General features: G+C 71.6%; 13 protein-coding genes. 9 read left to right on the top strand and 4 right to left on the bottom strand.

Annotation, left to right across the window (positions count from 1 at the left end):
- Positions 1-321: 321 nt before the first annotated feature.
- Positions 322-1,074, top strand: coding sequence for a helix-turn-helix domain-containing protein (locus tag ACOTKD_RS34655; RefSeq protein WP_424892966.1), 753 nt, complete (start codon positions 322-324; stop codon positions 1,072-1,074).
- Positions 1,075-1,127: 53 nt separating this feature from the next.
- Positions 1,128-1,430: a DUF397 domain-containing protein gene (locus ACOTKD_RS34650; RefSeq protein ID WP_424892965.1), complete on the top strand. Its 303-nt coding sequence runs from the start codon at positions 1,128-1,130 to the stop codon at positions 1,428-1,430.
- A gap of 361 nt (positions 1,431-1,791) precedes the next feature.
- Here the strand turns inward: ACOTKD_RS34650 and ACOTKD_RS34645 are convergent, their stop codons facing one another.
- Positions 1,792-2,706 carry a hypothetical protein gene (locus ACOTKD_RS34645; protein ID WP_424892964.1) on the bottom strand — a complete coding sequence of 305 codons (915 nt, stop codon included), beginning with the start codon at positions 2,704-2,706 and terminating at the stop codon, positions 1,792-1,794.
- A gap of 389 nt (positions 2,707-3,095) precedes the next feature.
- On the opposite strand from ACOTKD_RS34645, the gene ACOTKD_RS34640 reads away from it, so the two are divergent.
- The 4 genes from ACOTKD_RS34640 (at position 3,096) to ACOTKD_RS34625 (ending at position 6,530) form a co-directional block, all read left to right on the top strand.
- Positions 3,096-3,977, top strand: a complete 882-nt coding sequence (locus ACOTKD_RS34640; RefSeq protein ID WP_424892963.1) for a hypothetical protein — start codon at positions 3,096-3,098, stop codon at positions 3,975-3,977.
- Positions 3,978-4,067: 90 nt separating this feature from the next.
- Positions 4,068-4,811 (top strand): ArsR/SmtB family transcription factor, encoded by a 744-nt coding sequence (locus ACOTKD_RS34635; protein WP_424892962.1) that lies wholly within the window; start codon positions 4,068-4,070, stop codon positions 4,809-4,811.
- 155 nt (positions 4,812-4,966) lie between these two features.
- Positions 4,967-5,386 carry a peptidase inhibitor family I36 protein gene (locus ACOTKD_RS34630; protein WP_424892961.1) on the top strand — a complete coding sequence of 140 codons (420 nt, stop codon included), beginning with the start codon at positions 4,967-4,969 and terminating at the stop codon, positions 5,384-5,386.
- Between the two features lie 88 nt (positions 5,387-5,474).
- Positions 5,475-6,530 carry a hypothetical protein gene (locus tag ACOTKD_RS34625; RefSeq protein ID WP_424892960.1) on the top strand — a complete coding sequence of 352 codons (1,056 nt, stop codon included), beginning with the start codon at positions 5,475-5,477 and terminating at the stop codon, positions 6,528-6,530.
- Between the two features lie 175 nt (positions 6,531-6,705).
- On the opposite strand, the gene ACOTKD_RS34620 is transcribed toward ACOTKD_RS34625, so the two are convergent.
- Positions 6,706-6,888, bottom strand: a complete 183-nt coding sequence (locus ACOTKD_RS34620) for a hypothetical protein (RefSeq protein WP_106675610.1) — start codon at positions 6,886-6,888, stop codon at positions 6,706-6,708.
- Positions 6,889-7,153: 265 nt separating this feature from the next.
- Here ACOTKD_RS34620 and ACOTKD_RS34615 point away from each other — a divergent pair, with 265 nt between their 5' ends.
- Positions 7,154-7,807, top strand: a complete 654-nt coding sequence (locus tag ACOTKD_RS34615) for a response regulator transcription factor (RefSeq protein WP_424892959.1) — start codon at positions 7,154-7,156, stop codon at positions 7,805-7,807.
- Entirely contained in the window at positions 7,804-8,832 is a 1,029-nt protein-coding gene (locus tag ACOTKD_RS34610; protein ID WP_424892958.1) for a sensor histidine kinase, read from the top strand. Before ACOTKD_RS34615 ends, ACOTKD_RS34610 begins: the two co-directional genes overlap by 4 nt.
- 30 nt (positions 8,833-8,862) lie before the next feature.
- Here ACOTKD_RS34610 and ACOTKD_RS34605 read toward each other — a convergent pair whose 3' ends face one another.
- Both ACOTKD_RS34605 and ACOTKD_RS34600 read right to left on the bottom strand, forming a co-directional pair.
- Positions 8,863-10,308 (bottom strand): VWA domain-containing protein, encoded by a 1,446-nt coding sequence (locus ACOTKD_RS34605; protein WP_424892957.1) that lies wholly within the window; start codon positions 10,306-10,308, stop codon positions 8,863-8,865.
- 494 nt (positions 10,309-10,802) lie between these two features.
- The gene (locus ACOTKD_RS34600; RefSeq protein ID WP_424892956.1) at positions 10,803-11,444 is read right to left on the bottom strand and encodes a GNAT family N-acetyltransferase; all 642 of its coding nucleotides are present in this window, start codon (positions 11,442-11,444) and stop codon (positions 10,803-10,805) included.
- Between the two features lie 215 nt (positions 11,445-11,659).
- Between ACOTKD_RS34600 and ACOTKD_RS34595 the strand changes: the two genes are divergently transcribed.
- Positions 11,660-12,841, top strand: a complete 1,182-nt coding sequence (locus ACOTKD_RS34595) for an alpha/beta hydrolase (RefSeq protein WP_424892955.1) — start codon at positions 11,660-11,662, stop codon at positions 12,839-12,841.
- The last annotated feature ends 8 nt before the right edge of the window (positions 12,842-12,849 follow it).

The following is a 12,849-nucleotide window of genomic DNA, read 5'->3' as shown; positions in this document are numbered from 1 at the left end:
CCGCGCGACGCGGGCGCGGAGCGCTTCCGCTTCGGACGCGGGGCGGGTGTGTTCGGGAGGGCAGTCCCACTCCACTCCGCCTTGCGGGGGGCGCAGGTGTACGCGCCCGGCGTGGAGGTCCTGGTCCATGACCTGGCCGAGGCGGTTGGTGCGGGTGTCTACTGCGTAGCTGAGAGGGAGGGGAGGGGGATTTTCTCTGCTCACGCCATATTGATGCCCACAGATGGCTAGCCTGATCGGTCACGAGATGGATACGGCCAGTGATGTGCGGAATCTTTGGCCAGAGGGTATGCCATCTGTAGCAGGGGAGGGTGCGGGTCCATGGGTGAGGTTTTCCTTCCGGGCAACCATCGGTATCTGGGAAACCAGTTCATGATGTGGCGGCAGGAGGCGGGGATGACGCGGGAGGAGGTGGCTGAGGCGGTCGGCTATTCCGCGGAAATGGTGCGGTCTGTGGAACAGGGGAGGCGGGCGTGCCCGCCGAGGATGGCGGAGATCGCGGATGAGTTGTTCGGAGCGCGGGGGAAGCTGAAGGCGGGGCTTTCGTATCTCACGCGGGAGAAGTTTCCGGAGCGGTCGAAGGAGTTCATCGCGACCGAGAAGGAAGCGTTCACGCTGTGGAGCTATCAGCCGCTTCTCATCCCGGGGCTGCTCCAGACGGAGGCGTACGCGCGGGCGCTGATGTGCAGCAACCATCCGCCTTTGGAGGACGAGGTGGTCGACGAGCGCGTAGCGGCCCGCATGGCGCGTCAGGCGCTGCTCACGCGCAAGCCTTCGCCACAGTGCAGCTTCGTGATCTATGAGGCGGCCCTTCGGTGCCCGATGGGTGGCACGGAGGCCTACAAGGAACAGCTGCTGAACCTGCTTGAGGTGGGAAAGCTGCGTAACGTCAGCATTCAGGTGCTGCCCTTCAGCCGGGGCTTCTCGGACGCCCTCAGCGGGCCGATTGTCTTCCTGGAGACCCTCAATCATCAGCAGTTCATGCTCGCCGAGGGGCAATCGATCAGCTTCTTCACCGGAGAGCCGGACAATGTTGCGATTGCGATGCAACGGCACGGCATGATCCGGATGTAGGCCCTCAGCGTCGAAGAATCCGAGCGTTTCATCGAGCAGATGGTGAGTGACCTATGACCGACGGCCTCATATGGTTCAAATCCAGTTACAGCGATGGTGAGGGAAGTGACTGCGTTGAGGTGGGAATAGCGTGGCGTAAATCCAGCCGCAGCGACGCGGAGGGCAGTGAGTGCGTTGAGGTGGCGTTGCCATGGCACAAGTCCAGCTACAGCGACGAAGATGGAGACGCGTGCGTTGATATAGCCGTCGAACCCCCTGCCGTGCACATACGCGACTCCAAGAGAAGGTCCGGCTGCCAGCTCGCCGTAGGCGCCCCCGCCTGGGCTGGGTTCCTCACCTACATCGCCGCGGCATAAAAGGCCCCCACTGGGCCGAGTTCCGTGGATCGGGTGCTGGTCAGAACAGGCTGGCAGCGGGGGGAGGGGTGGGGGCTCAGCCCCGTCGGGTGTCCGACGCCCGGTGGGCGGCCGGCCGCCGTACTCCCGCCGTCACGGATGCGGGCGCGCAAGGAGACCTCCCCATCAGCCCGGGGCTGATGGGGAGCGGGCTGCTGCCGCACGGTGGCTGGGGCCGTCATGGGCGCATTCGCTCGGCTCGCCACCGTCGTGGCCGGGCGGCCGGGCCGGAAGTCGCCAGGCGCGGCGTTCAAGTGCCCTGCGGGCGCCGGTCGCGCGGAAATCCACCGGCGGGGCGGCGCCGCACGGCGCACCCGTGCGCTTACTGGATCAGGTCGGTGTGCGGGTGGTCCGGGGACTCCGGGCAGACGTAGAGCTGCAGATGGTTGGTCCTGGAGATATGGACCCTGGGCGGGTTCGACACGCCGCCGTTGCCGGACTCGGCGAGGTCCCGATCCTCGTACGGGACCCAACTCTTGGTGCCGCTGTCCCATTCGTTCGAGGGTATGGTCAGCAGCGGGACCATGCCGGCGCCGCAATCGGCGCAGAACCGGGCGACGGGATCGGTGAGGCCCCACGGGGCCCAGCCGCCGACCTTCCAGCCCGGGGCTTCGGCCAGCTCGCTCCCGTAGAACGCCTGCGGGTAGGGAGCGTAGGAGCTGTCCACAGCGGCGTCGGCTGCCTGCCACCTGTCCCAGTCCTTCAGCTGCTGCTGCAACTCCTTGCTCAGCTCCAAGTAGTCCGGGTACTCGGTGATCCGCTCCGGCGCGAGCACGCACGGCACCGGCAAGTAGCCTTCGTATTCCCCCTCGACCGACTCGGGCGGCGCGGCGCGGATGTCGGTGACCTCGGCGGCGGATCGCCAGACCAGTGCGGTCGGAGGCTTGTCGTCCGGCTCGTGCTCCCAGGGGCACCACAGCACCTGGAGCAGATTGGCCCCTGCGGGCGGTCGCAGCAGGGGTGCGTCGCGCACGTACAGCTGGGCCACGGGCACCATGGGGTTCGGGCCCTCGTACTCCTCGTCGGTCGCACTGTCGTACAACCCGTGCACCTCGTCGCAGTACGGCCACGGCTCGTCGGCGGGCCACAGGAGCGGACCGCCGACCGAGCTGTCGTGCGGCGACGGGGACCCGGGGCGGGGATGCAACCGGATCGCCGGGCGTGCCAGCGGGCCCAGGTCAGGGAAGACCGCGACGACGTCGAGCGGCCGGGGCGGGGTGGTGCGGGTGGCGTTCATGGCGGCGATGCTGCCAGCAGCCTCTGACATTCCGTCCCGGAGCTCGGGGTTCGGGACCAAGGAGGGGCGGTCGGGGGCCGCCTGACTGACCGTATGGCCGCCACGCCGAGCTTCGGGATTCGGGGGCCGGGATCCGAGCGATCCATACACGGAATGGGTGGGAGGATTCTTCCCACCCTCCCACCCAAGCCTCGCGCGGACGCGCGCAAGCACGCGCGTAAGCACACCCGTATGACTTTCCGCAACCGAGTCGCCACGCCGCGCGCTCGCCGTGTAGCGTGCGCCACAACAAAGCGACCCCGGTCCGGTGTTAGAGCACCGAGCCGGGGTCTGACCAACAAGATCAAGGCGTTGATCTCGTGGCTGTTGCCAACCTTACCGCTGCCCCCATGGCCGCGCCCGGGTACGGGAAGCGTTCCGCTCCCGAGCAAGCCCCCCGCGGCCGGGACGACTTCGCGCATCTGCCCACCCGCGAGGCGTACATCGCGGCCCACATCGACCGGCTTCCCGACGGTGCGGCCGTCGACATCAAGACCCTGGCCAAGGAGCTGCCGAACTACGGGCAGCAGGCCGTCGCGAAGGCGCTGCTCGCCCTCACCGACGCCGGTCACCTGCGCCGCATCAGGCGCGTGGTCGGCGAGGGCCGTACGCAGTGGGTGTCGCGCTGGTTCTTCTCCCGTACCGCCCGCGACAACGCCTGGTGGGACGCGTTCCTGGAGCGCACCGAGGGCCCGCCCGCGGCCCCTGCCGCCCCTGCCGCCCCCGCGCCCCCGGCCGGGGAACCGCCCGAGGGCCGGCCGCAATCCACGTGCTCCCAGGCCTACATCGCCCTGGCCACCCTCGGCTGTTCGGACCCCCGCCTGACGCTGTCGGCAGCGGAGTGCGCCGCCCTCGAACCCCTCGCTGCCGAGTGGTTCGCGCGGGGGATCACGCCCTTGGCCTTCGCGCGGATCCTCACGCACGACCTCCCGGACGTCGTCCAATGCCCGGGTGCTTTCACTCGCAAGAGGCTCATCGACAGGGTGCCTCCCCTGCTTCCGCCCGCCGCGCAGGCGGAACCTGCACCGCCGTCGCAGCCCTCACCGCCCCGCTGGATGATGGAGTGCACCGTCTGCGGCATCCCCGGCCCGCCCGAGGCCCTGCCCGACGGCCTCTGCCGCGCCTGCCGGGGCGTCGAACCGGCCCCGGACCGGCCCGACCCCGCCGACGTCCGCACCCGCGTCACCCGTCTCCGCGCCATCGCCCGTGGCGGCGGCTCTCCCGGGACCTGATCCCCCGCGCGGACGGCGCGAAGTCGGCCAAAGTGCACCCGAGCCGCATTTCGACTGGTGCCCCCGTACCGTCCTTGACACTCTGCCGCGGTGCTGCGTATTCACTTCACGGAAGCCGATCTCCTGAACACCCGTGTCGCGACCGCACCGGACGCCTCCTGGGAACTGGTGCTGAGCCTGCGGCACTTACGAAGACGGGTGGTCCCGCCGCGCTACGCCGCCTGGCGGCGTGACGTCGTCGCCCGGATGCCGCACACGGGCGGCCCGCCGGAGGACTACCGGGAGGTGGCCGTCGCTCCGTACTGGGAGGACATCCGTGCGAGCGTCGACGGCGACCGCGCCCTGCGGATCCGGGCGCTGCTCGACGGCGGGGTGAACGGGCTGCTGCGCAGCTACGCGCCCACCATGCGGTGGCTGCCGCCGACGCTGCACGTCCGCAGTGCCGTGGACCGGGACTACGCCCTCCGCGGCAGGGGGCTGGTGCTCCAGCCGTCGCACTTCTGTCACGGCGTGGGGCACCTGCCCGAGGACCCGGACGCGCCGCCCGTCCTCGTGCACCCGGCCGCCCAGCCGCAGTCCGAGCCGCCCGGCGACAAGGCGCTCGCCCGCCTCATGGGGGCGACGCGCGCCGGGATCCTCATCGCGGCCGGAACGGCCTGCACGGCCGGTGAACTGGCCCGTCGCGTGGGGGTCTCCGCGCCGACGGTGAGCCACCACCTCTCGGCCCTGCGGGACGCGGGCCTGCTGAGGACCGTGCCGCACGGGGCGAGCGTGCTGCACGTGCGGACCCGTACGGGGTCCGCGCTCGTGAATTCGAGCTGCGCGTTTCGATGAGGTTCGAAGGCGCTGTTCTTCGTCCCGGCCGCCGGACAGGATGGCGTCCGAAATCCGGAACGCTTCCTGCAAGAGCCGAACAGCCGAACAGTCGAACCAGCCGAACAGCCGAACCAGTCGAACAGCCGATCAGCCGATACAGGGAGGGCTTTCGTATGCGATTCAAGCGTCTGGCCGTGGCCGGGGCGATCGCGATGGCGACCGCGGGTTCGGGCCTCCTGGCCACCACACCGGCTTCCGCTTCGGCGGACCGGTTCGCGGAGAGCTGCTCGTCCGGCTACGCGTGCCTGTTCTACCACCAGAACTACACGGGCGCGATCTACAAGCAGTACAACAACGACCCGAATTACGGGAACAACCACTTCGTGACGAGCAGTTCGACACGAGGCGGTTCCGGTTCGGGCCTGGTCGTGCGGAACAACGCGGCGTCGGTCGACAACTGGGACTTCAACAACGCCATCACGATCTACTACAGCCCGAACTACCACGGTGTGCACCAGCGCATCGCGGCCGGCGGCGCGGCGAACCTCATTCCCGAGCTGCGGAACAACAACGCGTCCGGCAAGTTCGGGTGATCGAGCCGCCGTCGCGCACCCTGCCCCGCCCGTCGTCACGGGCGGGGCACTCTCGCCGCACGGACGGACAGGAGGGTCTTCGCATGCGATGCAGGCGCCCGGCCGCGGCCGGGGCGATCGTCAACGCGTCCGGCCGGTCCAGGTGATCGGGCTGCGGGCCCGTACGGCCTGCCCCGCCTCTCGCAGACGGCGGGGCGCCCGCACTGCCACCGCCGTGGCCGTCCTGCTGGCCGTCGCCGGCTGTTCCTCGGGCTCCGGTGAGCCGGGACGGTCCGCGTCCGCCCCCGTGCCGGATGTCTCCGCCATCCCCAGGCTCGTCACCGCCGCCAACTCCTCCCTCCCCATCGACCCCTACCTCCTCACCAACGACCAGGCCGACCGGCTCGACGCCGCCCAGCGCACCCTCGTCGAACGCTGCATGAACCGCTTCGGCATCACCTACCGGCCGCCTGACCCGGTCACCCCCTTCCGGCCCAGGACCCGCACGCAGTACCGCTACGGCGTCACCGATCCCGCCGAGGCCGCCCGCTACGGCTTCGCACCGCCCGGCAGCCCGCGGACGCCGCCCCCGCCGCCCGCGCCGCCGCCGTCCCTCTCCGCCGAGGCCGGCGTCGTGCTGACCGGCACGGACGACCCGAAGGCGAAGCCGGGCAGCGGCGCGGCGAAGGGCGGGCAGCGGGTGGGCGGGCGGACCGTGCCCGCCGGGGGCTGTCTGGGCGAGGCGCGGGCCGCGCTCCGTACGGACGGGGCCGAGGCGGGCGGCGACGCGCCGGTCGCCGACCGGATCAACGCCGGCAGCTTCGAGAAGGCCAAGCGCGACCCCCGCGTGGCCGGTGTCCTCGCCCGGTGGGCGGACTGCATGAAGCAGCGCGGTTTCGCCTCGTACGGAGATCCGCTGCAGGCGAGCGGCGACCCCGCGTGGCGTACGCCCCGGCCGTCGGCGAAGGAGCGGGAGGCGGCGACCGCCGATGCGCGGTGCAAGGAGGAGCACAACGTGGTGGGCGCGTGGTTCACGGTGGACGCGGCGTACCAGCGGCGGGAGATCGAGCGGAACGCGAAGGAGCTCGCCGCGGTGAAGGCGGAGCTCGACGCCCGGCAGGAGCGGGCCGTGGCCGCTCTGGGCGCGCTCCCGCCCGAGCCGTAGCCGGGGGATGCTCCGGTCACCCTTGTGACCGGGTGGCGGGGGCTGCCCCTCCCGCCACCCGGTTCCCCCTCCCTCTCAAAGGAGCCCCGGAGGAAGCCTCGGCGGATGCCCCGGAGGAAGCCTTCGAACCGGCGGCCTCGAACCGGCGGTCTTCGACCGGCGGCCTCGGCCGGCCTCAGTGGAAGTACACGACGTCGACCTGGCCGTCCGCCCGGTAGGAGAAGCCGGCTTCGCCGCTGCCCTCGCCCGGGGGGAGGGTGACGAAGTCGACGGCGTCCTGCAGGGAGGCGAACGTGCCCGCGTGGGACGTGCGCACCTCGCCTTCCTCGCTGGGGACGGCCTCGCCGGGAACGGCCATGAGAGGGCTCCTGTATCCGCAGAGTGACTCTGTGATTACCAACAGTAGTTGTTCGATCAGCGGAACGTAACCGCGTGCACGGGGCGCGCGGAGGCTTCCCGGGGGCGCGGGCAGCGCGTAGGAGAGGTTTGCGAAACATGTCCTGGTGTACACCGCATTCTGGGAGGGAGACGCACTGACGCCGGAGGAGACGGCCTTCGGAGGACCGCCTCCGGGAGGAGACGGCCTCCAGAGGAGACAGCCTCCAGAGGAGACGGGTGGAGCCATGCGGGTACTGGTCGCCGAGGACGAAGAGATACTGGCCGAGCTGGTCGCGACGGGCCTGCGCAGGGCCGGGTTCGCCGTGGACACCGTCTACAGCGGCGACGCGGCCATCGCCTACCTCTCCCTCCACGACTACGACGTCGTCGTCCTCGACCGCGACCTGCCGCGCGTGCACGGCGACGACGTCGCCCGGCACCTGGTCGCGGGAGGCTCCCGCACCCGCATCCTGATGCTCACCGCCGCCGGGTCGATGGAGGACAGGGTGGCCGGGCTGGACCTGGGTGCCGACGACTACCTGCCGAAGCCGTTCGAGTTCCCCGAGCTGATCTCGCGGGTGCGCGCCCTGCGGCGGCGCAGCGCCCGCCCGGCCCCGCCGCTGCTGGAGAAGGCGGGCCTGCGGCTCGACACGGTGCGCCGCACCGCCGACCGGGACGGGCGGGACCTCGACCTCTCGCCCAAGGAGTTCGCCATCCTGCAGCTGCTGCTGGAGGCGGACGGGGCGGTCGTCAGCGCGGAGGAGCTCCTGGAGCGCGCCTGGGACGCGCACGCCGACCCGTTCACCGGCGCGGTGCGCGTGGCAATGAGCAAGCTGCGCGGCAAGCTCGGGGAGCCGGCGCTGATCCGTACGGTGCAGGGCGTGGGGTACGCCCTGTGAAACCCGTGTGGGGAAAACCCGTGAGACGGCCGTTCCTCACGGCCCGTACCCGTATCGCCGCGGCCTTCGGCGGGATCTTCCTGGTCCTCGGCGCGGCCCTCCTGCTCACCGTGAACCTGCTCTCGCGCGCCGGCACGCAGGAGCGGGCGACGACGATCGCGCGCAACGCCGTACCCATCGAGCTCGTCCGGCCCGGGGAGAAGGTGAGCGCATGGACGGCGTACCGGATCTCCGGCGACGTCAGCGCCGCCGCCTCCCAGCAGATGATCATGTGGTCGGCCGCGGCGCTGCTCGTGACGGCGCTGCTGGCGGTCGGGGTGGGCTGGTGGACGGCGGGCCGCTGCCTGCGCCCCGTGCAGGGCGCGTTCGAGGGTCAGCGCCGCTTCATCTCCAACGCCTCGCACGAGCTGCGGACGCCGCTCGCCGTGCAGCGCACGGCCATCCAGGTCGGGCTCGACGGGGACCCGTCCCCGGACGAGCTCGCCCACGTACGCACCACCCTCCTGGAGGCCAACCGCCGCTCCGAACGCCTCATAGACGGCCTCCTCCTGCTCGCCCGCAGCGACCGCGGCCTGGAGCGCCTCGACCCGCTCGACCTCGCCGACATCGTCTCCGAGGAGACCGCGGCGATCGCGGGGCGCGCGGAGCGGGCGGGGGTGCGGCTGTCCGTGCGCAGCGAACGGGCGCCGCTGCGGGGCAACCGCGTCCTGCTCGGGCAGCTCACCGGGAACCTGCTGCGGAACGCTGTCGAGTACAACCACCGCGGCGGAGACGTCGACGTGATCGTCGAACCGGGCCGGCTGGTGGTCCGCAACTCCGGCCCGGTCGTGGCCGCGGCGGACATCCCGGCCCTCTTCGAGCCGTTCCGGCGGGGGCGGGGCAAGGAACGGCTGTCCGGCGGCACGGGCCTGGGCCTGTCCATCGTCCAGTCCATCGCCCGGGCCCACGGGGGCCGCACGACCGCCGCGCCGAACCGGGGCGGGGGGCTGCGGGTGACGGTGGAAATTCCCGCGCCGGGGCGGTAGCGATGCCCGCCCCGGCACGGGCCTCCGGGCTCAGCCCTCGACGATGCCCGCCGCCCTGGCCTCCTTCAGCCAGTCCGGGAACTCCACCATCAGCTCCGCGTAGAGCTGCGCGTCCGTGAGGGACTTCGGGTCGCGGCCCGCGTGGAAGAAGCCCGCGTTGTCCACGACGCGCTTCTCCGGGACCGGGAGGTCGTCCAGCTTCCGGAGGAAGTCGAAGCCCTTGCCCTCCGGGTCGCCGAAGGCGACGAACTGCCAGAAGATCGGCAGGTTCGAGCTCTCGCACAGGGCCCGTTCCGCGGCCGGCTTGCTGTACGGGCCGCCGTCCGTCTGGAAGATGACGAACGCCGGGGCGGTCGAGCCGGACTTCTTGTAGTGCTCGATCACCGCCTCCATCGCCCAGTGGTAGTTGGTGCGGCCCATGTGGCCCATGGAGGAGTGGAGTTCCTCGATGCGGCCCTCATAGGTACCGAGGTCGATCTCGGCCACGCCGTCGACGTCCGTCGAGAAGAAGACGACCGGAACCGTGCCGTCGTCGTCCAGGTGGGCGGACAGGCCGAGGGCCTGCTCCGCGAGGTGCTGGACCGTGCCGTTCTTGTAGAACTCGCGCATGGAGCCGGAGCGGTCGAGGACGAGGTAGACCGCCGCGCGCTGGCCGGTCAGGCCCTGCTTCTCCAGGGAGGCGCCGGCCTCCTTGTAGAGGCTGATCAGGCCGGGGGCGCGGGTTTCCAGCTTTTGGAGGCTGATGGCGGGGGCGGGGGCGGTCGCTTCCGCGGGTGCCGGTGCGGTGGCTTCCGCGGCTGCCTGCGCGGCGGCCCGCGCCGGCGCCTCGTCGCGCGGCGGCATCGCGGGGGCCGGTTCCGGCGTCGGGCCCGGCGCGGGCTCCGGCTTGCGGACCGGCTCCGGGCCGGGGGCGGGCTCGGGCACCGGCTCCGGCTCCACCGGCGGAACGGGGTGGGGCTGCGGAATGGGCTTGGGCGACGGCATCGGCGTCGGCTCCGGCTCGGGCTCCGGGCTCGGCTCCGGCGGCATGGGCCCGGGGCCGGGACGCGGGCCGGGGGTCGGCCCCGGCTGCGGCGTCGGATCCAGCGGTCCCGGGTCGGGGATGCGGTCGTCGTCCGGATCGTCGGTGGCCGGGCCGCCGGTCACCGGCTCGGCAACCGGCTCCGCCACGCGCGCGGAGCCCCCGCCCCCCTGCTGCGGCGGCACCGGGGCGCGGACGGGTTCGGCAGCGGTCTCCTCCGCGGAAGTGCGGGGCCGGGCCACGACCGGCTCGGTGCGCTGTTCGGTGCGCTGCTCGATGAGTGGCTCGGTACGCGATTCGGTACGCGATTCGGCGCGCGGCTCCGGGTCCGGCTCCTGGGCAGGCGCGGGCACGGACGGCGGCGCGCTCTGCACGCGCGGGCTCGCTTCGTCTCGCTCGGCCGTCGCTGTCCTGGACCGGCCGAACGCGTTCCGCAGCAGACTCCGAATGCCCATGTGGAGTAGTCCTTCACGTGTCTCGGGAGCTATGAAATGTCCGTGTTGCGGGTATCTATCCCCCTGGGGGACGGTGACGTAAGGCTAGCCGCCCCCCTATTCCCCGCATGCTCAGACCCTCGCGAGGCACTCCCGGCCGCCCCACGCACGGGGGACGGCCCCTACGCCCACTTGGGGCCACGGAATTTCACGTCGTGTCAGGGGGAGGTGCGTACGGCGGTGAATTCCGGCCATGTGCCGGGCCGTAGGCCGGGCGGTATGCCGCCTGTTAGTCGTGGCCGCGAGGCGGTATGCCGCGTGTTAGTCGTGGCCGCGAGGCCGTACGCCGCCTGCTAGTCGTGGCCGCCGGGCGGTATGCCGTCCGTTAGCCGTGCCCGCCGGGCCGTGCGCCGCCCCGCTGGGCCGTACGTCGCCCGTTAGCCGTGCCCGCCGGGCCGTACGTCGCCCGCCAGCCGTGGCCGCCAGGCCGCCCGTCGCCCGCCGCAGGCCCGCGATCAGCGCCGCAGCGGCCGTACGAACACCTCCAGGGCGTCCCCGACGTCCCCCGCCGCGGGCAGCCGCAGCCGGCCGGCCGGCTGCCAGCCCCAGGACCGGCGGGCCGCCTCCGCCGCCGCGGCGTGCGCGTCCGCGGGGGAGAGGAGCAGCACCGCGAGCGCCGCGCCGCTGCCGGACAGCAGCCGGTCGTGCAGCCGCTGCCCGATGCCCCGGCGGCGCTCTTGGGGCGTGACCACCAGTTCGGCGACGGCGAAGACCCGGCCCGCCGCGGTCAGCTCCGCCAGCTGTCCGGGGACGGGCCCGGCGAAGCCGTGCCACCGGGCGCTGTCGCGCGGCAGGGGATAGCCGTACGCGCAGCCGACCGGCCGCCCGCCGGAGTCCGCGATGACCAGGTCGAAGCCCGGCCGCGCGGAGTGCTCGGCGAGCCGTTCCCGGAAACGGCTGCGGCTGTGGAAGGGCTCGACGTACGGTTCCTCGTGCCCGGGACGGCCGCGGCCGTGCGGCTCCGCGGGCGCCGCGGCGTCGCGCGCCGTAACGCCGTGCGCCGCGCGGTCGTACGCCGCGACGTGCAGGTCCGCGAGCTGGTCGCGGTACTGGTCGGCCTGCCAGCGGCTCAGCCTGCGAAGGAAGACGTCACCCATGCGCCCTTCTTGCCCAGCGGAACCCTCACCCACCCGCCGAGGGGGCCGGTTTCCGGCGCGATAACGGCGGGGGGCCGGCAGGACACGCGCAGGCCAAGAGCAGGGTAAGAAATCGGTGCAGGGCAACCCTGTCCGCCCATTCCGGCCTCTTCATCGGTGAGTATCGCTTTACCGAACATGAGTGCCCACCGCGGGGGCAGGGAGTTGAGGGGCGCATGGGCCTGACCAGCAGGTCGCTCTTGTACACGGTGATCTTCGTCGCCGTGGTGTGTGTCGGTCTCACCCTCTGGCTCTGGCCGCGGCTTTCCGGGCGCGGCGTGCTGCCCCTGCTCGGCCGGCTCGGCGCGATCGTCGTCACCCAGCTGACGATCATGTCCTCGGTGCTGCTCGCGGTGAATTCCGCCAACAGTTTCTACGGCTCGTGGGGCGAACTGATCGGCAAGTACGACCGCTCGCCGGGCGAGGTCACCCAGGTCACCGACGACGGCGCTACGGGCACCACGCCGGTCGACGCGGGCAAGGGCGGGCTCGTGCGGCACACGGGCACGGAGGGCATCGACAAGACCGACATCCCGCAGGGGCCGAAGGACAAGGTCGGCACGGTCGAGTCGGTGCGCCTGGTCGCCCGCCGGGCCGGGGTCATGGAGCCCGCGTTCGTCTACCTCCCGCCGCAGTACTTCCAGGAGCAGTACAAGCGCCAGCGCTTCCCGGTCATCATCGCCGTCAGCGGCTACCCCGGCGGGATCACCAACCTCTCCCACTTCCTGAAGGTGCCGAAGACGGCGAGCGACCTGATCGGCGAGCGCAGGATGCAGCCGACCGTGATCGTGATGGTGCGGCCGACGATAGCCCCGCCGCGCGACACGGAATGCGTGGACGTTCCCGGCGGGCCGCAGTCGGAGACGTACTTCACCAAGGACCTGCCCGAGGCGCTCAAGAGCGCCTACCGGGTCGGCCACGAGCCCAGCGCCTGGGGCGTCATGGGGTACTCCTCGGGCGGCACGTGCGCGCTCGAACTCGCGATGCGGCAGCCGGGCACGTTTCCGGTGGCGGGCGCCCTCTCCGCCGACTACAAGATCAAGAATGATCTGACCACGGGAAACCTCTTCGGTGACGGCGAGGAGGGCGAGAAGAACAAGCGCGAGCACGATCTGATCTGGCGGCTGCAGAACCTGCCCGCGCCGCGCGTCTCGGTCCTCGTCACCAGCAGCAAGGAAGGCGAGAAGAACTTCAAGGAGACGGAGAAATTCCTCAAGGCCGTCAAGGAGCCGATGACGGCGGCGAAGATCATTCTGCCGTCGGGGAGCCACAACTTCACGACGTGGCGGCGTGAGGTCGGGCCGACGCTGGAGTGGATGAGCAAGCAGATGACGTTCCCGCAGGACGTCAACAACTGACGTCGACA

This window comes from Streptomyces sp. XH2 (assembly GCF_049725035.1).
In the GTDB taxonomy this organism is placed as follows: Bacteria; Actinomycetota; Actinomycetes; order Streptomycetales; family Streptomycetaceae; genus Streptomyces; species Streptomyces roseoverticillatus.
This window is presented reverse-complemented; position numbering and strand designations above follow the sequence as displayed.

Excerpts from the sequence above, each read along its gene's own strand:
- ACOTKD_RS34655 (WP_424892966.1), top strand. The coding sequence starts at position 322 with ATGGGTGAGGTTTTCCTTCCGGGCAACCATCGGTATCTGGGAAACCAG.
- ACOTKD_RS34650 (WP_424892965.1), top strand. The coding sequence starts at position 1,128 with ATGACCGACGGCCTCATATGGTTCAAATCCAGTTACAGCGATGGTGAG.
- ACOTKD_RS34645 (WP_424892964.1), bottom strand. The coding sequence starts at position 2,706 with ATGAACGCCACCCGCACCACCCCGCCCCGGCCGCTCGACGTCGTCGCG.
- ACOTKD_RS34640 (WP_424892963.1), top strand. The coding sequence starts at position 3,096 with ATGGCCGCGCCCGGGTACGGGAAGCGTTCCGCTCCCGAGCAAGCCCCC.
- ACOTKD_RS34630 (WP_424892961.1), top strand. The coding sequence starts at position 4,967 with ATGCGATTCAAGCGTCTGGCCGTGGCCGGGGCGATCGCGATGGCGACC.
- ACOTKD_RS34625 (WP_424892960.1), top strand. The coding sequence starts at position 5,475 with ATGCAGGCGCCCGGCCGCGGCCGGGGCGATCGTCAACGCGTCCGGCCG.
- ACOTKD_RS34620 (WP_106675610.1), bottom strand. The coding sequence starts at position 6,888 with ATGGCCGTTCCCGGCGAGGCCGTCCCCAGCGAGGAAGGCGAGGTGCGC.
- ACOTKD_RS34615 (WP_424892959.1), top strand. The coding sequence starts at position 7,154 with ATGCGGGTACTGGTCGCCGAGGACGAAGAGATACTGGCCGAGCTGGTC.
- ACOTKD_RS34605 (WP_424892957.1), bottom strand. The coding sequence starts at position 10,308 with ATGGGCATTCGGAGTCTGCTGCGGAACGCGTTCGGCCGGTCCAGGACA.
- ACOTKD_RS34600 (WP_424892956.1), bottom strand. The coding sequence starts at position 11,444 with ATGGGTGACGTCTTCCTTCGCAGGCTGAGCCGCTGGCAGGCCGACCAG.
- ACOTKD_RS34595 (WP_424892955.1), top strand. The coding sequence starts at position 11,660 with ATGGGCCTGACCAGCAGGTCGCTCTTGTACACGGTGATCTTCGTCGCC.